Source organism: Streptomyces sp. NPDC051214, from assembly GCF_040682375.1.
In the GTDB taxonomy this organism is placed as follows: Bacteria; Actinomycetota; Actinomycetes; order Streptomycetales; family Streptomycetaceae; genus Streptomyces.
Map to the genome: position 1 here is coordinate 67,361 of NZ_JBFBAT010000020.1, position 22,091 is coordinate 89,451.

Consider the following 22,091-nt stretch of genomic DNA (forward strand, 5'->3'; position numbering starts at 1 on the left):
CGATGGGCAGCCCGGATGGCGAGGAGAATGTTCGTCGTGGTCGACATCACCGAGATCTACGTCCACTGGTACGCGGGTCGCTCGAAGAGCGAGCTGGCCGCGTCGCTGGGGGTGGACCGCAAGACGGTCAGGAAGTACCTGGCCCCGGCGGAAGCGGCCGGGATCAGCCCGGGCGGGCCGCCGATGAGCGAGGCCGACTGGTCGAAGCTGATCAAGGAGTGGTTCCCCGGACTCATCGACAGAAGGCTCAGGCAGGTGACCTGGCCCGACATCGACCAGCACCGCGACTACATCAAGAGCCTGCTCGGGACGGTGACCGTCTCGACGATCCACCAGCGGCTGCGTGACGAGCACAAGCTGCAGGTATCGATCTCCTCGTTCCGCCGCTGGGTGCACGCGACGCTGCCGGACGAGGTGGCGAAGTCCCAGGTCACCGTGTTGCGCGACGACATCGAGCCCGGATCGGAGGCCCAGATCGACTACGGCTTCCTCGGGCAGTGGACCGATCCGCGGACCGGGAAACGCCACCGGGTCTGGGCGTTCGTGATGGTCCTGCCGTGCTCGCGGCACATGTTCGTCCGGCCGGTGCTGCACCTGGATCAGCACGCGTGGACGGAAGCGCACGTCGCGGCCTTCCGCTACTTCGGCGGCGTCCCGCGCCGGCTCGTCCCGGACAACCTCAAGACCGGCGTCGACAAGCCCGACCTCTACGACCCGAAGATCAACAAAGCCTACGCCGAACTCGCCACTCACTACGGCGCGTTGGTCGATCCGGCACGGGCGGCGAAACCGAAGGACAAGCCGCGGGTCGAGCGGCCGATGCCCTATGTCCGCGACTCGTTCTGGCGGGGGCGGGAGTTCACCTCGATCGAGCAAGGCCGTGACCTGGAGCCAGCAGGTCGCCGGGCGGCGGAAGTGCCGGCCGCTGGGCGGGGCCGCCCCGATGGCCGTCTTCGACGCGTTGGAGGCGGCCGAACTGCTGCCTCTGCCGCCGACTCCTTTCATCCTGGCCCGCTGGTCGACGGCCACCGTCGGTCCGGACATCCACATCAAGGTCGGCCGCACCCTCTACTCGGTGCCGTGGAAGTTGATCGGCCGCAAGGTTGACGTTCGCTCCACCGCGACCATGGTCCAGGTGTTCCATGACGGCCAGCTCGTCAAGACCCACACGTTCCTTGACCAGGGAAAACGCACCGACCAGAGCGACTACCCGCCGGAGAAGATCGCCTTCCAGATGCGCACGCCGGTCTGGTGCCGCACCCAGGCGTCCGAGGTCGGCGATGCCTGCCGCGAGGTAGTCGACCAGCTGCTGGAGGTCAACGTGCTCTATCGGCTCCGCGCTGCCCAGGGGGTTCTCGGGCTGCGGAAGAAGTACGGCGAGACACGGCTGGAAGCCGCTTGCGCCAGGGCCATCGCGGTCGGCGATCCGTCCTACCGCACCATCAAGGGCATCCTCATCGCCGGCACCGAGAGCGATCCCGAGCCCGAGACCAGCGGAGACGCCGGGGCCGCGGCCTTCCTCCACGGCCCTGCCCGGCTCTTTGCCACCGTCGCGACCCCCGACACGACGGATGACATCCACGACGACCAGGTGCACGACGAAGCAGAGGTGGAAGCCCGATGACCGTGATGGACGCTGCCCTGCGGGAGTCACTCAAGGCCCTGCGACTGTCCGGCATGCTGGAGACCCTCGACGCCCGCCTGGCTCAGGCCCATGGCGGCGAGCTCGGTCACCTCGACTTCCTCCAGGTCCTCTGCCAGGACGAGATCACCCGCCGCGAGACCGTCGCATTCCAACGGCGCCTGCAGCGGGCGAAGTTCGAGCAGCAAGTCACGCTGGAGGAGTTCGACTTCACCGCCTCTTCGAAACTCCCCGCCGCCCAGATCCGCGACCTCGGCGCCCTGCGCTGGCTCCATGCCGGTGAGTCGGTCATCCTCTTCGGACCCGTCGGCGTCGGCAAGACCCACATCGCCCAGGCCCTCGGCCACCTCGCCGTCCGCCAGGGCGCCCACGTCCGCTTCGCCAAGACGAGCTGCATCCTCGCCGACCTCGCGGGCGGTCATGCGGACCGCACCTGGGACAAACGGATCCGTGAACTCATCCGGCCCGACGTCCTCATCCTCGACGACTTCGCCATGCGCCAGCTGTCCGCGGCCCAGGCGGATGATCTCTACGAGCTCGTCTCCGAGCGGCAGGGACGCTCGCTGATCATCACGAGCAACCGGGCGCCCAGCGACTGGTATCCCCTCTTCCCCAACCCCGTCGTCGCCGAGTCCCTCCTGGACCGGCTCATCAACACTAGCCACCAGGTCATCATGAACGGCCCCAGCTACCGCCCCAACAAGCGACCCAGGACTCCTGCTGCCAAACCGTCGACCAGCTAGGCCAGGCCGCTCGCGGCATATGAGAAGGTCATCCGCATGGCCGAGTCCTGGATCTTCAGCGATGGCACCGTCCCTACGTCGCCCGCGGCGGCGCTGGCGGTGCTTCGAGAGCGAATCGATGCCGGGCAGCTGGAAACATGGCTGACCAGTTCGCATGGCCGTTCCCTGGCCGTCATCACGAACGCCAAGCGCGCGATGGTGATGCTGCTTGATGACGAAGGCGATCCCGGCGAGCACGCTGTCACACCCGAAGCCGGCGGCCGGAGCAAGGGCTTCATCCTGGCTAACGGCCAGCACGACGAGTACCTCGACGAGGACACAGTGCCGTTGGCCGACGCACTGCGGATCGTCGAACACATCCTCACGGCAGGAGCCCCACCGGGCGACACAACGTGGTCGGTCGACAGATAGAAGACGGCAGCAGCTGGGGAATTACGTGACCGCAGCCCCGGGGAATTACACGATCGTCCACACAGCTGCTGCTGGCGCTTGCCCGGGCAGTGCGAGCGCACCCCGTCAGCAGCGCGCGCCTATGTGGGCCGCATGCTCGCGGATTGGGGTGTGCCCCAGAGGGTCCGCACGGACCTGCAGCAGATCGTCAGCGAGCTCGCCACCAACGCGGTCACGCACACCCACAGCCCCCAGATCAGTATTGAGGTCACGCTCACCGACGATGAGGCGACGGTCAGCGTCCGGCGACAGCGGCCCCCAACGCCCGCTGCTCGTCCATCACACAGCCCTCGATGATGAGCACGGCCGCGGTCTGCTGCTCGTCGAAGCGCCGGCCACTCAGTGGGAGCAAAGACAGATCGTGGGGGGGGGCAGTACCGTGCACGCGGCCATCAGCCTCCCGCAGCCACACGCCCGCGCCCGCGAGATCGCCGAGGGCGTTTTTGAGGTTCCTCGAACCCGCCGCCACTGAGCGGCCCGCAACACGCGCGCGGTAACAAGCCCCGTGCGGGTGAGGGGCGTTGCTGTGGCGCGTGTCAGCGCCACGAACAGTGTGGAGCTACTCGCGATCCCACCCGCACGGCAGAGCTACTGCGGCTGAGTGTTGGTCAACTGTGCGCTTGGACGTCTGCTCGCTGTCGTTTCCACCAGTGGTAACTCCCACCACTGTGCTCAGTTCACCGTCGGGTCGGTCGCTGTGGCGGCCATCGCTTCCCTTCAAGCCCTCGGTGACGTCGCTGGCGACAGGGCCGTCGAATGTCAGGCACGCTGGGGTGGAGGAGCAAGCTGCCGCCTGGATTGATGCTCCCGCCGGGGCCTGAGGCTACTCACGGCAGCACCACCCCGGCAGATGAAGTGCCGGGGTGGTGCTGCCGTGCCTGTAACCGTCCTCATCCCGTGGTCAGGAATCCTGCGCGCTGCGTGGTCAAGACCCAGTGGGCCACACCTGCAGGAGCCACTCCTCGATGCCTTCGTAGTACATGTCCTCACCAATGAGTGCCTGTGCTGCGGCGCGGCCCTTGCAGTAGGCCCTCAGGTGGTGAGGTCCGGGGGTCCCGGTGGCGAGGGGGCCGACGACGAGACCGCCATCCCACTCACGCAGGTAGAGGGTGCCTGCGGTGCTGACGAAATCAGCATCGGAGCGCACGTCCCACGGCCCGTCGGCCTCATGAGCGGGCTCCGCTGACCAGGCTTCGAGGCGAACGAGAGGGTAAAAGTCGTTTCCGCCGGTCTGCAGGAGTACACCGTGGCCGGCGCCCGTCGCGACTTCTTCGACGTGTGGCCATCCGCTGGGTACGTCGAGGAGGGCGCCCTCGTCGACGAGCGCGAACTGCCGGTACTCGATACGCGGCTTGGCCTCATCGAAGGTGGTGAGCAGGTGAGGTGAGGGCACGTTGAGCATCCTTCATCGGAGAGTTCTCGACACTTCGGCGGAGCCTAGTTGACGGGTCTGCCAGTGGCTACTGGACCACCAAGACGTAGAAGGCATCGCCGTCGAGCACACGTTGGCGGGTGTAGAACTGGCCGAGCTTCGTCCCACCGCGCCCGTTGTCGCCACCGTCCAGTGCGCGCGCAGAGTATTTGTTGTCACCGGAAGCCGCGCCCTGGGTGGTGGACTGGAACGGATACTCGTCACATTCCAGGCCGCGGCTTGCGTAGTCAGCGCCGAAGTGTTCCTTGCACGTCTTCACGGCCTGGCGGTGGTTGGCATCGCGCTGTGCTTTGTCGTGGAAGACGCGGGTCAGCGGCTTTCCGCTCAATGCTGACCCGGGCACTGTCTTCCCGGCCCAATCGGGGAAGGTGGGGACCCGGCCGGTCTGTGCGTCAATGATGTGCTGGGCGGTCTCGTTCACCTCGGGGTCAGCTACGTCCATGTCGTAGAAGAGCTCGGTGGTCTTGTCGTACACGCAGCCGGAGTGTGTGCCGGCGTAGGTGGCCGAGTCACAGCGGAAGCTGTTCGCGCCGGTGGGGACTGGCTTGGTATCTCCTCCGTCGAGGGTGGAGGTTGCCGCAAATTCGTGCCAGCTGACCTTGTCCGTGTTGATACTCCCGGTCTCGGGTGAGGACAACGTGAAGTACGCGGACGGCGACGCCAACCACTTGCTGATCGACTGGCCCTGCTTGTTGAGGGGGTCGCCCTTACAGGTTGAGCCGGTCGACTTGGTGCACTTCATGTCGAGAGTCACGACCCGGTTCTTGAAACCAGGCTCGCCCTCCCTGATCGATATGGTCTTGATGGAGGAGACGAAGGCGACACTGCGAGCCCCTGATTTGACCGTGCCCAGGGTATTCAGGCGATAGCGGAAGTGGCTCTTCTCCTTGCAGCCTGTGGCGGTGCACACCATGGTGGCCAATTTGTAGTCGCCGGTGTGACACCAATAGTTGTGGTCGAGCACGACGCCCTCCGGGCGGTCTGCGCCTTCGACTTCTTGGCACTCGTCGGCGCTGACAGGTGGGTAGGCCCTGGCTGACCTCTGCTTGTTGTCTGCCTGTGCGCTCATCTCGCGAAACTTCTTGGCCGCCTTGGCACGCTCGAGGATCTCGGTGGGAGACTCCTGCGGTATCTGGTCCTGCCTTGCGCGCGGAGCGCTCGTCGAATCTTGTGCCGGGAGCTGAGATACACCGGCCTTCGTGCTTGGACGCGATATCTCGGTGTGAGTGACCACTTCCCACGACTTGGTCTCGTCTGCTGCGGCCGTCGTGCCATTGATCGCGCTAGCGACGATGGTCAGCATTGTGGTCACCGAAGCGACTCGTCTGAGTCTCAAGTTCTCTCCCTGGAGCAACTGTTGGCGCAGGCGTACAGGTCTCGGCGCACGCCTGGTAGCCGAGCGCTCACATCCCGCGCCCAGCCGCCGAAACTTGATCACATGGCTCACAGGGACGGCAAAGATTCTTCACAGGTTCTGGCTGGAATCGGCCTGACCTGAACGTCCTACAGAAGTAGTTAAGGCAGGGTAGAAAGCAACCGCCTGCATCAACCACCTATATGTGCATGGTGGTTGCATGGAAGGAAAAGCGGTGCGCCTTGCGGGTCCGGTCGCGCGTCACCTCAGGAGAGCACCGGTGAACGGCCGAATCTTGATGTCCCGTCATGCTCAGCGGTCCTGCAGTGCCATGCTCGGGCACGGCGTGTTCGCGGCTGAGCTGCACGGCTGGATCCGCACAGAGCTTCGCGGATCTAGCAGCAAGAGCACGGTCCGGCGTCACTTGCCAGACAGCGCGCTCAACCGTTCTCGGCCGGTGCGGTTCGCCTCGCTTCGCGTTCGCGGGGCAGATGCCGGCCTGCCAACCCACAGCGGCAGGAGTCTTGTCTGGCACAGCTGTCCTGTGGTGGCGAGGCTAGGAAGGTTTCGTGGATGTCGTCGCGCCGTTCCCAGGGGATGCGAAGAGGGCGGAAGTCGTGCAGGCAGGCGATGGTGCGCTCGATGATGTAGCGGAAGATGCCCGGGCCTGTGCCGTGTGGCTGGCCTCGTTCGGCGATGACGGGGCGGATTCCGCGGTGCCGGAGCAGAGGGCGGTACAGGTCGAAGTCGTAGGCGCGGTCAGCCGGCAGGGCGTCCGGCCTTCGCCGGGGCCGGCCGTCGCGTCCTGCGACGGCCGGGATCGTGTCCACCAGGGGCAGCAGCTGCGTGACGTCGTGGCGGTTTGCGCCGGTGAGCGAGACTGCGAGCGGGATGCCCTGGCCTCGCGGCGAGGGATACAGTCGCCCCGCCCGCCACAAGGTCGGCATCCGACCCCGTCGTGGATCTGTCGCTGAGATCTGGGTGGCGGTGCGGGCTTGCAGTGGCAGCATGGGTGGGCTTGGGGTGATGAGGGGGCCGCGAGTTCGTCGCAGTCCAGGATCGAGGGGGCCGTGAGCAGACGTTGGTACACACCGCTCGGCGTCAATCTGCTGCTGGGCATCCCAGCCATCGTGCCCATGCTGATGCTCTGGTTTCTGCTGTCGAACTGGCCGCTCGCCGGCATGGGGCTGACGGCGAGAATCCCGAGCAGCGAGCATGGCGACGGTCCGCATGCGGCGCTTCTCTTCTTCGGCCCCATGATCGCTGCGGGCGGTGTCCTGTGGTGGATCGTCAACCGTCTTCTCGCCCGCCGAACCCAACTCACCGCGCCTGGCTACTGGCTCCTGTCCCTCACCGGCCTTCTCATTCCCACCGCCGTCGCCGTCACGGTGTGGCCTTAAAGCATCCGCTGCTGATGGGGGCGCGCCGCGATTGCCCCAGCTGATGGTGGGCGGTGGGAGGGGCAAGCGGTCGAGCACTCGGGCCCCGATCGGTGCGGGATTGTTTGGGTAGGGCCGGTGAGCGAGGAGGCCGGCCGTGATCTGCTCTCGCTCGCGCCGGTTTGCCGAGCGGCCCCGTAGCGGCGCCCTGCGCGGTGCCGTACCTTGCGGGCGCCTGCCCAGGCCAGGGCCTCTTGTAGCCGGGCGGCCGGTTCGTGGCCGGCCTGCGGCTCCGGTGCTCCGAGCGTGATGAGCCCGCCTCCGGCGTCCTGGCGACCGCTTCTGGCGGCGGCTCTGCGCCACGCGCTCAAGAGCGCGCGGATTTCGAAGTTCCTGAACGGGGCAAGTCCTGACCTGTTGCTGGCTGAGGTGGTCCCGCGCGCAGGTTCCGGCCGGCGGTGTCTGCTTTTCGGGCGTTCGCCGCGCTGATCCAACTGGCTGGCTCGCAGGCCCAGGGGGGGTCGGCTTTCCGTCGTCGCCCATGTGTGCCCGTTGCCAGATCTCGTTCCAGTTGAACGGGGTCTGCGGCACAATCCGGTGGCGCTGCCCGCACGGGCACGGCGTCCGCGCCCATGCGCAGCCACGGCATAGCTCGACAAAGCCGTGCCCGGTCGAGCTCAGCAACCGCGGTCCCTCGTGCCCACAGGCCGGGCAGCCAGGCGGCTCGGCACCGTCCAGCATCGCGTTCTGCCGCAGGACGTACTCGGGCAGTCGCATCGGCGGGTGGCGAAAGGGGTCTTCGGACCAGGCACGGGCGGGGCTTTCCCACCCGTTGCGTAGCCACCACGGCCGAGGGTCCGCTACAGCCCGCCGCCCGGCCTGCTTCTCCGCCCGGCACTGCGCAGCGTACTGGTCTGCCCGCGCGAGCCACAGCACCCGGGCTTCCTGTAGTTCCTCTACGGCCCGCCCGCACCAGCGCGTCTGGGTCCGCCTTAAGGCGGCGGGGGATCGCGGCGGTGAGCGTGAGGTGGTGATACGTCGCCCGCAGACCATAAGGAGCAAAGACGGTGAGGCAGGTGCGCAACGCGCTGTGCCGCCGGTGGAGGGGGAGCCCGGCGTCGTGCACGTGCGCTGGGTGGGTCAGGAAGCTGGTCATGATGTGGGTGCCAGGTCCAGGTCCAGGTCCAGGTCCAGGTCCAGGGCCCGTGCCAGGGCGGTGGTGACGGCAGCAGCATGTGCCGGCAGGTGCTGTTCCGCCCAGGTCCCGGCAAGGCTGATGAAGTCCTGCAAGTCCTGCTGGGCGCCGGTGATGAGCCTGCGTACCTGGTCGGCCGACAGCTCGATCACCGGGCTGCCGTCCGCCCCGTGAGCATCGAGCGTGAGCCGGACAACGTCGTTGACGCGTTCGGCCACCGAGGACGGATCGTGGCCGAAGTAGGCGCAGCCGGTACCGTCGAGCATCTCTAGCCAGTCTCGCCAGGTCTCCAGCCCGTTGCAGCAGCCAGGCTCGACGAAGACAGTGTTGGTGACGTTGTCGGTCACCCGGAAGCCGCCGGCGGCGAACAGGTCAGGCATGGTGAGCAGACCGTGCAGGAAGATGCCGAGCGGGTCGGTCGGGCACGGCCCGTGCTCCTCCTCCGGCTCGAAGTCATTGCAGGCTGCGACCCGCATCACGGCCGTGCCGACCTCCGCCGGAGTCAGCTCCCCGTTCAGTACGAGGTAGCCGCATGACTCGGCCTCGCTCACAGGCCAGAGCGCGAAGCCGTCGGCAGCGGAGATCTCCAGAACGGGCTGCATCACGATCACATGGCGATGATGCCGGGCCCGCTGCTTCGTCGCCACGGGCTTTCAGCAGCGGCATTGGGCTCGGTGCGGGTTCGCTACCTGGGCAACTTCGAGGTGGGCTCCGGGCAGGCGGTGCTGACGTAGCGCATGGACGAGCGCATCCGCCGGGGCGGGTCGGCGCATTCGGCCGCCTCATTGAGGATGCGGTCCTGGCACAGACCGCTCAGCGTCAGACCCCCGGGGGAGGACTCCGTGGAGAAGCCCGATGCTGACCGCCGGGTGGTCCGGACCAACTGGGGTTTTCTGGCCGATCAGTTGGCCTGGGCCGGCGACCGGCGAGGGCGGTGGGTCGCTCTTTGCCCGAGGGGGTGACGGGCAGGCAGGTCGGCTCTGTCGGGGCGGGTTCTGTTTGCTGCTGGTAGTGGTCCGGGCGTCCGTTGGCGTGGATGGCGGGGGTGCTGGTTCTACGCCTCGGCAGGAACCGGGGCCGCCCCCTTTGCTCTATAAATCGAACATGCGATCTAATCTAGGGATGGATGAGCACACCTTCCCCCGCGACCTTCTGGAGGACCAGACGGCTTGGTACGTCACCTACTGGGAGCTCGCCGCCAACCCTTCAGCCCTCGGCACTGCCGCCCGCAGGCAGCGCCTCCTGAGGTTGTCCCGGCTCGTCGCCGGACATCCGTACTGGCAATCCCCTGCAGGTACGCCTGCGGCACGGATGGCGCTCAAGGAGCTCGCCCGGGCCGGGGCGCAGTCATGACGCCCACGGGCCGTCAGCTGCGCATCCAGCGCAGTGCGCGCGACTGGGTTGCCGAGTACGGAGAGGCCCCGTCGGTGCGCGACCTGGCGACGGCGGCGGGTCTTTCCTCCAGTTCCTCGATCGCCTACCACCTGCGACGGATGCGGGAGCAGGGCATCGTGGTCGAAACTCGCGACGGATCGGCACGACCGGCTGCTGGGGCTTCGAAGCGGGGACGGTGCGTGGGTCAACGGCTGCCGCGAGCCGCGCTTGGGGCTGCGGTGCTGGCCACCGCCCAGGCGGCGGCCGACAGCCCGAAGGCGTCCTTGGCCGCGGCGGCATGGCCCAGCAGGAGGAGGGCCACTCCGGCCACGAAAGCCACTGTCCCGGCCAGGGCCGTCCCCGGCGGGAGCGCACGGCCGGCCAGGCGGGCGGCGCGCGTCCACCAGTTGAGCTCGCGGCGGCGCTGGTGCCGGGCACGACGACGCAGAGCCCGCATCTCGCGGCGGCGGCAGAGCAGTTCGTGTTCGGCCTGCGCGAGAAAGTCGTCGAACGTACGGTCCAGGATCCCGGGCAGGACGTCCTGGCTGCCGTTCCCGCCGGGAGGGGTGGTGGTCATGAGCGTTCCTTCGTCGTGCCTGCCCCGCCACCGGGGACTGGCCCCGTAGGCGGCGGACACCGAGCATCGTGTGCATCGGTATGGACACACAGATGGGCCGGGCTCCCGATGTGAGAGCCCGGCCCATTTCCCCCCGTCATTCCCCCTGAGCGTTCGCGGCGCCCCCATGCGCAGCGATCGCGTTCAGCACTCTGATCACTCGCCTGTCGCGTGCAGTTCCCTGCGTGACAGACCGGCGGTACGCCGCCGCTCGGCGCTGCCCTTGGGCTTGCCGGGCAGCAGAAGCAGAAGGGCCTCGAAGACGCGGCTCACCCCAGCCACCAGGGCTGCAACCACGGACAAGATCCAAAGCGGGAGCGCCGCAGCGCGCGACTCCCCCTCGTACAGCGGGTTCGGCATGGTGGTTCCTCCATTTTGTGGTCTTGGCTCCGTGCTCCCGGAACCGACTGGCGCTGGCCCCGCTCCCGGCCTTGCCAAGGCACTGGGTAGGGATGAGCAGCTGCCACTTGGATCACAGGCCGGGCCATCGTCGTTGCGGGACGGCCTGTCGTCCTGGAAGCGGCTACTCCTGGGCCAGCACGCCGAGCCGGAGCCCGACCCTCTCGCAGCGGAGCTTGTGCCGGGCGTGACGAAGCGCGTCGCGGACAGATCCCTTCGTGACGCTCCCGCCGAGAAGTCCGGCGATCACCGGTGCCTGCAGCCCGTATGCCTCGTTGAGGACGAAGGCCTTCAGCTGCAGCGGGCTGAGTTCTTCCCTCAGCACCGGCATCGCCTGCTGCAGCTCGACATGGCTCGCGGGGTTGACGCTGACGCCCGCGGAGGGGTCCTCCAGCTTGTAGGTGTCATCACCGACGAAGTCCTCGGCGCGCCGGCGCAGTTCCTCGAGGTGCTGACGTGCCATGCGCACGGTGATGGTCTTGAGGTAGGCCGGGACGCTTCCCTCCAGCGGCCCTGACGTCAGCCGGGTGAAGAGCGCGAGCAGCACCTTCGACATGACGTCGTCGATGTGGGTGCGCTGCGCGCTCGTCAACGCGTAGACGATCCTGCGCATCGAGGGGACCTTGGTCATCGCGATGTCCCACTGGCGAAGGGCCTCGGGACACAGGGAGCCGTTCGGGCACGGTTCTCCAGGGCCCCTGCCACGAGGTCGTGGCACCTTCCTCCTGCTCGCTTCCGCGCCCATCCTGGCCTCTCTCTCGTCCGGGGGTCATCGGTGCTCGTCGTGCACGGATCTTTCAGCGGCGAGGAAGCACAAGTGTGAGCAAGGAAGAGAAGATTTTCTGCGGCGCTGGCTTCGTGGACGGGCTCTGGCCCCGCATCAAAAGCCGTCCCGGAACCTGCTTCGAGGGTTCCGAGACGGATTCTTAGCCTGCCGTTTAACCACGGCGCTCGATGAGACGGGCGAGTGATTCTGTGGGCCAGCAGAGCCACTGCAGGAGTGGGTCGGTGACCACGAAGTAGTGGGCGCTGACCCAACCTCGCTTCTTGTCCAGGATCTGCGGGGCCTCATCGCGGTAGACGTAGCGGAGATAACGGCGGCGGATCGGTGCTCCTGCTATCAGCAGTACTGGAGAGGCGACAAGGATGACCAGCGGGATCAGGGTTTTCACGGCCGTGATCTTGGCTCTCTCCTCATAGCGCATGCGCTCAGTGTGCTGGTCCTCCGTGTTGTTCGTCAGCCTGTTCTGCGGGGTTTGGTGCCGACCTTGTGGTGGGTGGGACGGCTGTATGTCTCGCCGGTGGCGAGGACGCGTCCCACATCATGACGGATAGCCGGATAGCGGTTCTTCGAGCCGGGCGGTCGGCCTGTGCCGGGACGGGAGGGTTTCGGTGCGCCAGCGGGTGAGCCGGTCTTCGCGTGCAGGTTTCTGAACCCTCTGCGGACACGGGCGGGTGTCAGTTTGTTCGGCTCGGTCGGCTTTTCCCAGGGCCTGCGAAGGTCGGTGGCCAGCGGACGGGCGAGCCGGAGCTGGGCATAGGCGGCGATGACGAGCCAGGTCCACCGGTCGGCCGCTTCCGAGCTGCGGAGCCGGGGCTTGGTCCACCCGAGGGTCTGCTTGAACAGGCGGAATGTGTGCTCGGTGTCGAAGCGGCGGAGGAAGGACTGCCAGCAGCGGTCGACGTCCGCTTCGGTGGCGCCGATTCGCGACCACCACAGCCAGACCGGCTTGTTGACTCCGCCGCTGGGCAGCTTCTCCACGGCCAGGCGGATGACGGTGCCCTCGATGATGGGCAGCGGCCCGTTGGCTCCGGCCAGGACGAGTCCAACGCCTTCCGCACCGTCCGCCACGTCACACCGTGCTTGCGTTCAAGCTCCCGCATCGACATGCCGCCACGGTGGTCACGCCGGATCGCCGCGTACAGCTCGACCTTCGACATCCGCGGCATGACCAGCACCTTTCACCAGGAGCACCTCGATGCTGCCCTGGCAAGAACCCCAGTGCCTCCCGAACTCGTCGACATCACCCATCCGTGAAAAGGGGCGCCTCCCAAACCCATCGACAAGCGACGTCGCTACTGCTCGATAAGGCCAAAGATGCGGGAGGTGAATGCGCAGAAGGCTGCGCGGTGTAAGGACGAGCCCGCGCTGCCCGGTGGTGAGCAGCTGCGGGATGTCGGCTGATCGGTTGCGCGCGCAGCCGCCGCCGGCCTGGATGCCACGAGCCCGAACCGGGCTCTGCGAACCATGGGCAGGGCGGCCCTCGTGGGGGGTGTCGGCTGCGCAGTGCTGTGACGGCAGTGCCCGGGCCTGGCGGGGGAGTGGTCGGGGTGGTATCCGCGACGTCTTTTTCGGCCTCGCCACCTGCCTGATCATCCACCGGCACGTCCCATGTCTTTGTGTGGGCCTCTTGTGCCGGGCTGGGTTTCGTGTGCAGTCCCGGAGGGGTCGAACTCGCGTGGGAGGCCCCGGTTTCCCGACAGGGGCGGGGTGCCGCCGCGGTATCTGGCGGCACGATCCGTCAGGTGGCGTGGGCATAGACGTATCGGAGTGTTTGGTCAGTCCGCCAGCCCTGCATGGTGTGCCAGGATCGCTGCCTGGACGCGGTTGGTGAGGGAGAGTTTCGACAGGATCCGGCTGATGTGGGTTTTTGCGGTGGCTTCGCTCATGTGCAGGGCGGCGGCGATGTCGGTGTTGGAGAGGCCGCCGCTCAGGGCGGTCAGGACCTGGCGTTCCTTTTCCGTCAGGGCCTGAAGGCTGCTGCGGGCCGCGGAGCGGCGGCGCTGCTGTTCGGCGGAGGGGCCGTCGTCGTCTTGGGTGAAGCGGCGGATGAGGCGGCGGGTGATCTGCGGGGAGAGCATGGCGTCGCCGCGGGCTGCGCTGCGTACTGCAGCGATCATGTCGTCCGCGGTGGCGTCTTTCAGCAGGAAGCCGACCGCTCCGTGACGTAGTGCTGTCTGGACGTATTCGTCCAGGTCGAAGGTGGTCAGCACGACGACGCGCGGCGGGCGGGGTGAGCGGGTGAGGCGCTCGGTGGCGGTCAGGCCGTCGGAGCGGGGCATCCGGATGTCCATCAGGACGACGTCCGGCTGAAGGGTGGCGGCCATGGACAGGGCGGTGTTGCCATCGGCGGCCTCGCCGACCACGTCGATGTCGGGGGCGGAGGCCATGATGGTGCTGAGCATGGAGCGCACCATCCATTCGTCGTCCACGATCAGGACCCGGGTTATCGTCTGGCTCATCGGGTGGCTTCCATGGGGGTGGGCTCCTTGTGGGGTTCGTCGTCCAGCGGGATCTCGGCGGCGATCTCGAAGCCGCCGTCCGGGGTGGGGCCCGCGGTGAGTTCGCCGCCGACGAGCCGGATCCGTTCGGCGATGCCGAGCAGGCCGTGGCCGCCGCTGGGAAGAGCGGAGGGGTGGGCGCCGGCACCCTGCTGGTTGAGCACCGTGAGATACAGCAGTCGGCGTGTGCGGTGGACTCGGACGCGGGTTTGGGCGTCGGCGGCGTGCTTGTGGACGTTGGTCAGGGCTTCTTGCACCACCCGGTAGACGGCGTGTTCGATCAGGGCCGGCAGTTGGGGTGGGCCGGTGGTGGTGTAGTCGCCGGTCAGCTCCCAGGTGACCGGCATCCCGAGGCTGCGGGAGTCGGCGATCAGGGTCTCCAGCTCGGCCAGGCCGGGCTGGGGGGCGAGGGGGGCCTCGGCTTGGGTGTGCAGGACCTCCACCAGCGAGCGGAGCTCGCTCAGCGCTTCGCGGCCGATGGCGCCGATCTGTTTGCCGATGCTGACGGCGGACGCGCCCTGGGTCGCCTCCAGCGCGGTCGCGTGCAGCACCATCAGGGATACGCGGTGGGTGACGACGTCGTGCATGTCCCGGGCGATCTGGGCTCGTTCGTCGCTGCGGGCCTGCAGTACCCGCTGCTGCTGTTCACGTTCGGCCCGCTCGGCGCGCTCGCGGAGCTCGGCCATCAGGCGGCGCCGGGCACCGGTGTACAGGCCGAGCAGGGCCGGGAAGACGCAGATGCCCACGCTCATGATCGCTGCGTCATAGCCGCCGCCCCGCCAGATCGGCGGGGCGACCACGGCGACGGCGAGCGTGGTGGCGGCGGCGACCCGGCGCCAGGAGGCGGCGCGGTCGGCCAGGACGTACTGCGCGAACACCACGGCGATCCAGGCCGACAGCACCACATAGGCGCCCAGCGCGGCCAGCACAAGCAGCACCGGGCGGCGCCGGCGGACCCATGCCGCGAGGCCGACGAGCAGCCCGAGCGGGACCGCCACCAAGAGCGGCGGGTCCGCGGACAGGTAGTCGAACCTCGCGGATATCCCGTCGCTGGTGGCCGTGGTCACGGCGAGGGCCGGCGCGACCAGGGCGCCCGCGAGGGGACGCAGGCGGTCCCGGTGGGCCGTGAGGCGGCGGTGCCATGTCATGGCTGCAGGCTAGCGGGGGTGCAAGAGGGCAGGCGTCGATCGAAAGTTGTACACGGCGCCGCCCAGCCTGCACCTTTCCGCCGAGGAAGGTAGCGAGGATCGGCGGATGCCCGGCCGGTGCGGTAATCGCCACGCTGGAGGCATGCCAGAGATCAGCGCATACAGCAGGCCCATGACCAGCATCCCGAATCCAAACGACAGTGCCGAGCGCAACACGTCCACCGGCGGCACGGCCACCGAGCCCCGACCGCGGAAGCGGCGCCACACCCTCAAGCGGGTGCTCGGCGTCACCGCGCTCGTCCTCGCCCTCGGCGCGAGCGGCGGCTACTTCTTTCTCGACGCCACCTCCGACGTGCAGCGCGTCGGTGCCGAAACCTGCGGCGAGGTGATCCCGCACGGCGCAGACCGCCACGACGGCAGGGCGGTCTGCGCCACCCTCGATACTCTCGCCGACGCCTGGGAGCGCGGTGACGCAAAGGCGTACGGACGCCAGTTCACCGAGGACGGCACCTACACCACCTACCTCGGCAGCCATTACGAGGGCCGCGCCGACATCACCGCGAGCCACCGCGCGCTCTTCAAGGGCTTCCTCAAGGACAGCAAACTCGCTTCCAGGTATCTCGACATGCGCTTTTTGACCAAGGACGTCGCCGTCCTCACCAGCCGCGGCGCCGACTACACCGGCGACAAGCCCGGCGCGGACGACCTCACGAAGGTGACGACCTTCACCCTGGTACGTGACACCGACGACACCTGGCGGATCGCCGCGTTCCACAACACCGAGCGCAGCAACGTCATGGAGCGCTTCTCCTTCCTCTGGGCCCCCGATACCGCTCCCAAGGCGGAACAGTGACTCGCTCATTGATCACCGGCGCCGCCGAGGCAAGCCCGTCACAGCCGCGGACGACCACGGCCCCGCAGCCGCAAGGTGGGAGGTGACGGCCATGTACGTGGCCCTGTCCGGACTCGACCTCGCACTGGGCATCTTCCTGCTCCCCGCCTGGCTGCTCGCCGCGGTCACCACGGGCCTGCAGCCGGGCCGCCGCACCGCCGGCCGCATGCGGCGGATGTCCCGTATCGCGCTGGTGCTGGTGTCCCTGGCCCTGCTGCTCACCGCGGCCAGGCTCCTCGTGTACGGGCTCCTTGCCCGCCAGGGGTGGGTGTTCGCCGGCGACCGGCGGCTGTTCACCACCTTTCTCATGCTGCTCCCGGGCGTGCTCGCCACCGCCGTCTGGACGGTGCCGTGGCTGGCATCCGCCGCCCGGGTACGGCTGCCCGACCGGGATGCGCCGGTGCCGCTGCAAGAGCAGTCACGCGCCAGGTCCCCGCGCCACGTCGTGCCGCCCCGGCTCGCCGCCTTCGGCGGCTTCGGCTGCTTCGCGCAGCTCTTCCTGCCACCGGACCGGTCGTTCTGGATCAGCCTCTGCACGTACGGGCTGCTCACCGCCGCGGCCGCCGCTTTGCTGGTATGGCGGGCCAACGCCCGGCTGCAGCGCATGTCCACTGGCCGTGAGATCCCCTGGCAACGGGCGCTTGCGGTCCGGCTGGGTTGGGCCGTGGCCGTGCTCGCCGCCGTGATGGGGCTGGTCAATCACGCGATCGCCGGCAGCCGGCTGCCGCACACCTTCTCGATGATGAAGGGGGAAGCCGACTGGGGCGGCGGTGCCGCCGGGCAGCACCACAGCATGGCCGGCGGCCACCCCATGGCCACCGGCACCGGTGGCGCCGGCGAGGTCTCCGTCGACCAGCTGCGCGGCCCCACGCGTGGCACACCCGACCGGCGCTTCTCCCTCACCGCGCAGGCCAAGAAGGTGAAACTGGCCTCCGGCACGACGGTCGACGCGTGGACGTACAACGGCCAGATCCCCGGGCCCCAGCTGCGGGTCACCGAAGGCGACCTGGTCGAGATCAAGCTGCGCAACGGGCTGCCCGGCAAGACCCCCGTCACCCTCCACTGGCACGGCGTCGACGTCCCCAACCGCGAGGACGGCGTGGCCGGCGCCACCCAGGACGCGGTGCTGCCCGGCCAGTCCTTCACCTACCGCTTCCGCGTCAAGGAGTCCGGCACCCGCTGGTACCACTCCCACCAAGCCGCCTCCGAGCAGGTCGACCGCGGCCTGTTCGGCGCCCTGATCATCGAGCCGAAGAAGCAGCGCCGGCCGGTGGACAAGGACGTCAGCGTCATCGCCCACGACTGGCAGACCGACAAGGGCACGGTGCCTGCGATCGGCGCCTGCGACGAGCTGGAGCAGCGCCGCGCCGAACCGGGCGAGAAGGTGCGCATGCGGCTCACCAACACCAGCGGTGCCACCCGCGAGTTCGCCGTCGACGGTGTCCCGTACAAGGTCACCGCCTTGGACGGCACGGACGTGCACAAGCCGACCGCGCTCAAGGGAAAGAAGCTGCTGCTCGGCGGCGGCAACCGGATGGACGTCGAATTCACCATGCCCGACGGGCCGGTGCGGGTGACCGACGGCAGCGCACCGGACGCGGGCATCGTCTACTCGCCCAACGGCACGGGGAAGGTGAAGGCAAATCTGAGCGGCCCTGAATTCGATCCGTACGGCTACGGCAGCCCAAAGCGGACGGAACTCGGCCCGGACAGCGACTTCGACCGCACCTACCGGCTGGTCTTCGACGAGTGGCTGGGCTTGTACGACGGCAGCTTCGGGCTGAAGCAGACCATCAACGGCCGCGTCTTCCCTGACACCCCGATGCTGATGATCAAGGAAGGCGACCTGGCCCGCGCCACCTTCATCAACCGCGGGAGCGAGGACCATCCGATGCACCTGCACGGCCACCACATGCTGGTGCTGAGCAAGAACGGCAAGCGCGCCTCCGGTAGCCCGATGTGGCAGGACACCGTCCTCGTCCGGCCCGGCGAGGAGGTCCAGGTCGCCTTCAAGGCCGACAACCCCGGCATCTGGATGGACCACTGCCACAACTTCTTCCACAGCAAGCTCGGCATGGTCATGCACCTCGCGTACGACAACGTCACCACGCCGTACGAGATCGGCGGCCCCGTCGGCAACAAGCCCGAGTGAGGAGTTCTGATGCGCCGAAAGCGCCAGCTGGCCCTAGCCACAAGGCACGACGTCGGTCAGCTTCCGCAGTCGATGTCCATCGTGGTGACCTCACTGAGGCACTCGTGCCTCTCGCCGCGCGGAAGTGTGACTCTCGCCGCGGCCGGGAGGAGCGTAGGCAGGTGCCAGGCTGCGGTCTGCCAGGACAAGCTGGTCGGCACCCCGCTCCGGCGCAAAGCCAAGCCGGCTGTCCGGTGTCCGTACTGCGCCGTGACGAGGTCGAAGGCGTGGGTCGAGTCCAGCACAGCCTGCTGCTGTCCCAGACGGTCATCCTGTTGGATCACGTCGCTGGCGGTACGTCGGCCGGCGGAAAGGTCAGCGAAGAGCCGTCTGCACAAGGCGGCTGCCTGCCGTTGGGTGATCCCCAATGGCTGGGCAAGAGGGGATCCTGCGGCGTCACGACGCTTGAGTGCGGTGTCCAGGACGTGAACCGCATCGAGGTGGATCTGTATTCGCTCCAGGGCCTTGCAGCCCTGCGCCTCCTGGTGATGCGACCGCCTGATGCGTCGCGTCGCCCACGGGGGATCAGCAGGCGGCCCCTTTTTCGCGCCCCGCAGCCGGGCAGGGCGCGATACTTGAGCGCGTCTGTGTGGGCGCCGCGGTTGAGGGGCTGGTTAGGGGGCGGCGGTGTAGGTGACCGGGGTGTCCTTGCACTGGCCGGAGGCGTAGACCGCGATGGCGTCGAGTTCGGCCGGGTCGGCGGACAGGTCCCAGCGCAGCTTGGTGGCCACCCACTCCGCGAGGTAGCGGCAGTGCGCGCCGGGCAGCGGGGGCAGCCACTGGGAGGGGTCCTTGTCGGCCTTGGCGCGGTTACTGCGGGCGGTGACCGCGACCAGGGAGGCCTCGGCTCCCAGGTCGTTGGCGTAGGCCTCGCGGCGGGCCGCGCTCCAGGTGAAGGCGCCCGAGTCCCAGGCTTCGGCCAGCGGCACCATGTGGTCGATGTCGATCGTGCCGGCGTCGTCGACTTCCTGGGCGTCGTAGTAGGAGAGCCATTCGCCGCCACTGATCTTGCAGCCCGCGCCGACGGACGGCGCCTCACTGGCCTCGGCGATCAGTACCTCGGCGCGGGTGTTGCAGCCGTCGTCCCGCACCGCGCCGGCGTTCCAGTGCCGAAAGGCGGTGCGCACGTAGCCCTCGCGCCGCTCGCCGACGGCCGGGAGACGGTGCACCGCATCGGCCAGGGGCGTGGTCTGGGTGGGAGCGGCCTGCGCCTGAGCGGGTGCCGGCGCCAGGAGGGGGGCAAGGGACAGGCTGAGCGCGGCGAGGCCGCGAGCAAAGTTCTTGATCACTCCGGCAGGTCTAGCGACCTGCGGCCTGCTGCCGTGGGCATACGGCAGGCGCGTCAGCCGAGTGGAGGAAGCAATTCACCGGAGAAACGTTTCGAGCAAGTCCACACAGAAAGACAGCAGTTCTCCGTCCGGCGCACCTCAGTCCAGCACACCGAGCGCGGTGCCAGGTCGGCAGTACGGGCAGTCATCGACCTTTGCGCAGGCACCGGAGGAGCGGACGTGCCGTCCAAATCCTCCGGCGGCAACCGCCCGTGAACTGCGGCGATGGCGAGTGTGGTGACGAGGGGCAGGGCCAGGGCGAGGCGGATGTTCCACGGCTGCAGGCCGTGCCGTTTTCGGCGTCGGCGTATCTGATCGAGGATCACACCGCGGGGCCGCCCACGATCGCCCCCGCCCGCCGTGCTGTGCGCCCTCTGGTCTGTGCCGCGACCCAAAAGGCTCTGATCTGCGGTTCTCACAAGTGCACATCCTTTGTTCAGCTACTCACTCAGGTCTTTGGCGCGATGCTGCACAGCGTCCGGATGGCCGGTGCCGATCCGCGCGGCGGCGATCCTTCCTTGCTCGACCCGCCCGGCTTCAGGCACGGGGGCCGGGATCGTGCTGGAGCAGGGGTCCGTGGTCGCGGTGGGGCAGGCACGGTCGTGGGCGGGCACGGCCGTAGGCGGGCATAGTTGTCGTGGCCAGTGCGGGCCCCCATCATCGGCGCATGACGCTTGCGCCGGCCGAAGCCGCAAAGATCCTCACCGACAACTTCGCCCCCTGGGTCCTCGACCTGGGCCTGACCGTGGAGGAGACGGCCGAACTGCGCGCCGTGCTCCGCCTGCCGTGGTCCGACCGGCTGGCCCGAGAGGGCGGCGCGCTCTGCGGGCAGGCACTCATGGCCGCCGCCGACACCGCCACCGTGCTCGCGGTTTCAGCGGCACGCGGCGGCTTCGTGCCGATGACCACCGTCCAGCAGTCGACCACCTTCCAGCGCGCGGTCCTCGGCGCCGATGTGCTGGTGGACGCGAGGATCACCAAGCTCGGCAGACGCATGGCGTTCGCCGAGATCGCCATGACAGCACAGGGCGCGGATGACCCGGCGGCCCGCGCCTCAACGGTGTACGCCCTGCTCGGGTAGGCCCGACACTGCTGATTGAGAGGCTTTCTGGCGTCTGCTAGCGGGGGAGTGGTGGCTGCCCGCCCGTCTGCTGTGTGGCCCATATCGCTGTGTGGTGCTGTCGGTGGCGGCCGTGTGGCCCCGGGATGCCGCCCCTGGGGGTGGGGGATGAGGGGCACATCGAGTGATTCAGGTCGCCGGCCTGCGATGTCAGTAGCCGGTCGCGGTGCCCGTTGCGCCAGGTGGTGCGTTCGCTCGTGTGCTCGCGCGGGGCGGCCCCGATGGCTTCGGTTGCCTCGGCCTCGATGAGCTCCTGCAAAATGCGCTCACACAGCACCCTGATCGACTCGACTCCGTCGGCCGTACGTAGTGACTCCAGCAGCCGCATCAGGTCAGACTGGGACAGGGCCATCGCGTCCTCCTCGGTTGAACTGGCCGTTCACCAGGGAGACTTGCGCGATGGCCCGCCTCTGTTCAGGGAGCAGACGCCGTCAGCAGGCGCACGCCCCGAGCAGATAACCGCGCGTTCCAACGCCCGGCCCGCCTACACCACTCGGTGGGACACCATCGCGATTCATGCACGGTGCCGGGGCTACGACGAGACCGAAGCCGAGTACAAGCTTCGACTGTCAGGAGGTGGGCTGGGTTGTTGTGAGATTGGCCGGCATCGCTTGCGGGGCCGGTTTGAGGCCCGACAGTTCGATGATGCGGCGGGCCGCCTGGCGCTGATCACCGCTGAGCATCTTGTCCAGTTCTGCTTGGAGGCTGGGAAGGAGACCGGCGAGGCTGTCCAAGGCTTTGTCCTGCCTGCCGTCTGTGGCGAACACGTCGAGGGCGTAGGCACGCCAGTCGGCCTGTTCGAGTAGGACGTTGCGGATTGCCCGGCTCAGCACAGTCAGCCACATTGACCGTTTGACGACGAAGTTGACCTGGAGGCATTCCCCGCGGGACTCGGTCTGGTGCCACCAGCCGCGTGGTACGAAGACAAGGCCGCCGGCGGCGATGTCGGCCACGTGGGCGTTTTGTGGCATGGCGGCGGGAAACGGTTGCCGGTCCGCCAGCCGCATGCCGATGCTCCCGGGCTTCTCGTGTCCTTGGGGGAAGCATTGCCCGACCTGGTTGCGGATGTGCTGATTGGGGGCCAGCCGCCAGCGTTTGCTGCCCCGGACCAGCAGGGCGAAGTTGATGTCGTAGTCACTGTGCATCGTGGCCCCGCTGTCTCCCTTGGAGCAGAAGATCTCGGAGTGCATGGAGCCCTGGGGCAGGCCGAGTTCGACGGTGAGCCGCTCGGTGTGCTCGGCGAGCGTCGGTATGTGGTCGCTGCGCACGAAACAGGTCCGGCCGGCTTCATAGTTGTCGATGGCGATCTGGCCGCCAGGCACCATCTGCACGTCGCCGTTGCCGATGAAGACGCCGACGGATCCTGCGGAAGCCAGCACGGCATGGGCGTTCGCGAGTTCTGGAATCTTTTCAAACGCGAAGGCCTGTGCCGGTGATTCTGTCCTCCACCAGGCTTGATCGGGCCATGGCCCGGCCAGGAATTTGGCGGGTGGGAGAGGTGAGATCAGGTCGGCGAGCTGGAACATGGGCGGATGTCCGTTCTGTT

The 22,091-nt window shown here is 68.1% G+C and carries 19 protein-coding genes and 5 pseudogenes; 10 read left to right on the top strand and 14 right to left on the bottom strand.

Going from position 1 to position 22,091, the window contains the following annotated elements:
- Positions 1-36: 36 nt before the first annotated feature.
- The 4 genes and pseudogenes from istA to AB0M70_RS37845 all read left to right on the top strand — a co-directional run.
- Positions 37-1,624: pseudogene (gene istA / locus AB0M70_RS37830) on the top strand (IS21 family transposase).
- Entirely contained in the window at positions 1,621-2,385 is a 765-nt protein-coding gene (istB, locus tag AB0M70_RS37835) for an IS21-like element helper ATPase IstB (RefSeq protein WP_365827625.1), read from the top strand. Before istA ends, istB begins: the two are co-directional and overlap by 4 nt.
- Positions 2,386-2,421: 36 nt before the next feature.
- On the top strand, positions 2,422-2,796 hold the full coding sequence (locus tag AB0M70_RS37840; protein ID WP_365827627.1) for a hypothetical protein: 375 nt from the start codon (positions 2,422-2,424) through the stop codon (positions 2,794-2,796).
- Between the two features lie 132 nt (positions 2,797-2,928).
- Positions 2,929-3,036: pseudogene (locus tag AB0M70_RS37845) on the top strand (ATP-binding protein); the annotation flags it as partial.
- A 724-nt stretch (positions 3,037-3,760) separates the two neighbouring features.
- On the opposite strand, the gene AB0M70_RS37850 reads toward AB0M70_RS37845, so the two are convergent.
- The 3 genes and pseudogenes from AB0M70_RS37850 to AB0M70_RS37860 all read right to left on the bottom strand — a co-directional run.
- A complete protein-coding gene (locus AB0M70_RS37850; RefSeq protein ID WP_365827629.1) occupies positions 3,761-4,228 on the bottom strand; it encodes a hypothetical protein in 468 nt (155 codons plus the stop codon).
- Positions 4,229-4,295: 67 nt separating this feature from the next.
- Positions 4,296-5,570, bottom strand: coding sequence for a NucA/NucB deoxyribonuclease domain-containing protein (locus AB0M70_RS37855; RefSeq protein WP_365827631.1), 1,275 nt, complete (start codon positions 5,568-5,570; stop codon positions 4,296-4,298).
- A 620-nt stretch (positions 5,571-6,190) separates the two neighbouring features.
- Positions 6,191-6,517: pseudogene (locus AB0M70_RS37860) on the bottom strand (transposase); the annotation flags it as partial.
- Positions 6,518-6,691: 174 nt separating this feature from the next.
- Here AB0M70_RS37860 and AB0M70_RS37865 point away from each other — a divergent pair.
- The gene (locus AB0M70_RS37865) at positions 6,692-7,021 is read left to right on the top strand and encodes a hypothetical protein (protein WP_365827633.1); all 330 of its coding nucleotides are present in this window, start codon (positions 6,692-6,694) and stop codon (positions 7,019-7,021) included.
- A 1,131-nt stretch (positions 7,022-8,152) separates the two neighbouring features.
- On the opposite strand, the gene AB0M70_RS37870 is transcribed toward AB0M70_RS37865, so the two are convergent.
- Positions 8,153-8,842: a hypothetical protein gene (locus AB0M70_RS37870; RefSeq protein ID WP_365827635.1), complete on the bottom strand. Its 690-nt coding sequence runs from the start codon at positions 8,840-8,842 to the stop codon at positions 8,153-8,155.
- 475 nt (positions 8,843-9,317) lie between these two features.
- On the opposite strand from AB0M70_RS37870, the gene AB0M70_RS37875 reads away from it, so the two are divergent.
- A complete protein-coding gene (locus AB0M70_RS37875) occupies positions 9,318-9,548 on the top strand; it encodes a hypothetical protein (protein WP_365827637.1) in 231 nt (76 codons plus the stop codon).
- A pseudogene (locus AB0M70_RS37880) lies at positions 9,545-9,724 on the top strand (hypothetical protein); the annotation flags it as partial. The gene AB0M70_RS37875 and the pseudogene AB0M70_RS37880, both read left to right, overlap by 4 nt.
- A gap of 50 nt (positions 9,725-9,774) precedes the next feature.
- Here AB0M70_RS37880 and AB0M70_RS37885 read toward each other — a convergent pair.
- The 7 genes and pseudogenes from AB0M70_RS37885 to AB0M70_RS37915 form a co-directional block, all read right to left on the bottom strand.
- Positions 9,775-10,146 carry a hypothetical protein gene (locus AB0M70_RS37885; protein WP_365827745.1) on the bottom strand — a complete coding sequence of 124 codons (372 nt, stop codon included), beginning with the start codon at positions 10,144-10,146 and terminating at the stop codon, positions 9,775-9,777.
- Positions 10,147-10,341: 195 nt separating this feature from the next.
- Positions 10,342-10,545 carry a hypothetical protein gene (locus AB0M70_RS37890; RefSeq protein ID WP_365827639.1) on the bottom strand — a complete coding sequence of 68 codons (204 nt, stop codon included), beginning with the start codon at positions 10,543-10,545 and terminating at the stop codon, positions 10,342-10,344.
- A gap of 163 nt (positions 10,546-10,708) precedes the next feature.
- Complete coding sequence (locus AB0M70_RS37895) at positions 10,709-11,215, bottom strand: sigma-70 family RNA polymerase sigma factor (RefSeq protein WP_365827641.1); 507 nt, start codon at positions 11,213-11,215, stop codon at positions 10,709-10,711.
- A gap of 307 nt (positions 11,216-11,522) precedes the next feature.
- Positions 11,523-11,789: a hypothetical protein gene (locus AB0M70_RS37900; RefSeq protein WP_365827643.1), complete on the bottom strand. Its 267-nt coding sequence runs from the start codon at positions 11,787-11,789 to the stop codon at positions 11,523-11,525.
- A gap of 32 nt (positions 11,790-11,821) precedes the next feature.
- A pseudogene (locus AB0M70_RS37905) lies at positions 11,822-12,397 on the bottom strand (transposase); the annotation flags it as partial.
- Between the two features lie 746 nt (positions 12,398-13,143).
- Entirely contained in the window at positions 13,144-13,827 is a 684-nt protein-coding gene (locus AB0M70_RS37910) for a response regulator transcription factor (RefSeq protein WP_365827645.1), read from the bottom strand.
- Complete coding sequence (locus tag AB0M70_RS37915; RefSeq protein ID WP_365827647.1) at positions 13,824-15,014, bottom strand: histidine kinase; 1,191 nt, start codon at positions 15,012-15,014, stop codon at positions 13,824-13,826. The genes AB0M70_RS37910 and AB0M70_RS37915 overlap by 4 nt, the downstream gene beginning before the upstream one ends.
- A gap of 172 nt (positions 15,015-15,186) precedes the next feature.
- On the opposite strand from AB0M70_RS37915, the gene AB0M70_RS37920 reads away from it, so the two are divergent.
- Together AB0M70_RS37920 and AB0M70_RS37925 are read left to right on the top strand one after the other, a co-directional pair.
- Entirely contained in the window at positions 15,187-15,867 is a 681-nt protein-coding gene (locus AB0M70_RS37920; protein ID WP_365827649.1) for an SgcJ/EcaC family oxidoreductase, read from the top strand.
- 91 nt (positions 15,868-15,958) lie between these two features.
- Complete coding sequence (locus AB0M70_RS37925) at positions 15,959-18,058, top strand: multicopper oxidase family protein (protein ID WP_365827651.1); 2,100 nt, start codon at positions 15,959-15,961, stop codon at positions 18,056-18,058.
- 653 nt (positions 18,059-18,711) lie between these two features.
- Here AB0M70_RS37925 and AB0M70_RS37930 read toward each other — a convergent pair.
- Positions 18,712-19,386: an HNH endonuclease family protein gene (locus tag AB0M70_RS37930; RefSeq protein WP_365827653.1), complete on the bottom strand. Its 675-nt coding sequence runs from the start codon at positions 19,384-19,386 to the stop codon at positions 18,712-18,714.
- A gap of 706 nt (positions 19,387-20,092) precedes the next feature.
- Between AB0M70_RS37930 and AB0M70_RS37935 the strand changes: the two genes are divergently transcribed.
- Positions 20,093-20,506 (top strand): PaaI family thioesterase, encoded by a 414-nt coding sequence (locus AB0M70_RS37935; protein ID WP_365827655.1) that lies wholly within the window; start codon positions 20,093-20,095, stop codon positions 20,504-20,506.
- Positions 20,507-20,543: 37 nt separating this feature from the next.
- Here AB0M70_RS37935 and AB0M70_RS37940 read toward each other — a convergent pair whose 3' ends face one another.
- Both AB0M70_RS37940 and AB0M70_RS37945 read right to left on the bottom strand, forming a co-directional pair.
- A complete protein-coding gene (locus tag AB0M70_RS37940) occupies positions 20,544-20,897 on the bottom strand; it encodes a transposase (protein WP_365827657.1) in 354 nt (117 codons plus the stop codon).
- Between the two features lie 217 nt (positions 20,898-21,114).
- Complete coding sequence (locus tag AB0M70_RS37945) at positions 21,115-22,071, bottom strand: cupin-like domain-containing protein (protein WP_365827659.1); 957 nt, start codon at positions 22,069-22,071, stop codon at positions 21,115-21,117.
- Between the last annotated feature and the right edge of the window lie 20 nt (positions 22,072-22,091).

Coding starts and splice junctions, on each gene's coding strand:
- istB (WP_365827625.1), top strand. CDS start 1,621: ATGACCGTGATGGACGCTGCCCTGCGGGAGTCACTCAAGGCCCTGCGA.
- AB0M70_RS37840 (WP_365827627.1), top strand. CDS start 2,422: ATGGCCGAGTCCTGGATCTTCAGCGATGGCACCGTCCCTACGTCGCCC.
- AB0M70_RS37855 (WP_365827631.1), bottom strand. CDS start 5,570: ATGCTGACCATCGTCGCTAGCGCGATCAATGGCACGACGGCCGCAGCA.
- AB0M70_RS37875 (WP_365827637.1), top strand. CDS start 9,318: ATGGATGAGCACACCTTCCCCCGCGACCTTCTGGAGGACCAGACGGCT.
- AB0M70_RS37885 (WP_365827745.1), bottom strand. CDS start 10,146: ATGACCACCACCCCTCCCGGCGGGAACGGCAGCCAGGACGTCCTGCCC.
- AB0M70_RS37890 (WP_365827639.1), bottom strand. CDS start 10,545: ATGCCGAACCCGCTGTACGAGGGGGAGTCGCGCGCTGCGGCGCTCCCG.
- AB0M70_RS37895 (WP_365827641.1), bottom strand. CDS start 11,215: ATGACCAAGGTCCCCTCGATGCGCAGGATCGTCTACGCGTTGACGAGC.
- AB0M70_RS37900 (WP_365827643.1), bottom strand. CDS start 11,789: ATGCGCTATGAGGAGAGAGCCAAGATCACGGCCGTGAAAACCCTGATC.
- AB0M70_RS37910 (WP_365827645.1), bottom strand. CDS start 13,827: ATGAGCCAGACGATAACCCGGGTCCTGATCGTGGACGACGAATGGATG.
- AB0M70_RS37915 (WP_365827647.1), bottom strand. CDS start 15,014: ATGACATGGCACCGCCGCCTCACGGCCCACCGGGACCGCCTGCGTCCC.
- AB0M70_RS37920 (WP_365827649.1), top strand. CDS start 15,187: ATGACCAGCATCCCGAATCCAAACGACAGTGCCGAGCGCAACACGTCC.
- AB0M70_RS37925 (WP_365827651.1), top strand. CDS start 15,959: ATGTACGTGGCCCTGTCCGGACTCGACCTCGCACTGGGCATCTTCCTG.
- AB0M70_RS37935 (WP_365827655.1), top strand. CDS start 20,093: ATGACGCTTGCGCCGGCCGAAGCCGCAAAGATCCTCACCGACAACTTC.
- AB0M70_RS37940 (WP_365827657.1), bottom strand. CDS start 20,897: ATGGCCCTGTCCCAGTCTGACCTGATGCGGCTGCTGGAGTCACTACGT.
- AB0M70_RS37945 (WP_365827659.1), bottom strand. CDS start 22,071: ATGTTCCAGCTCGCCGACCTGATCTCACCTCTCCCACCCGCCAAATTC.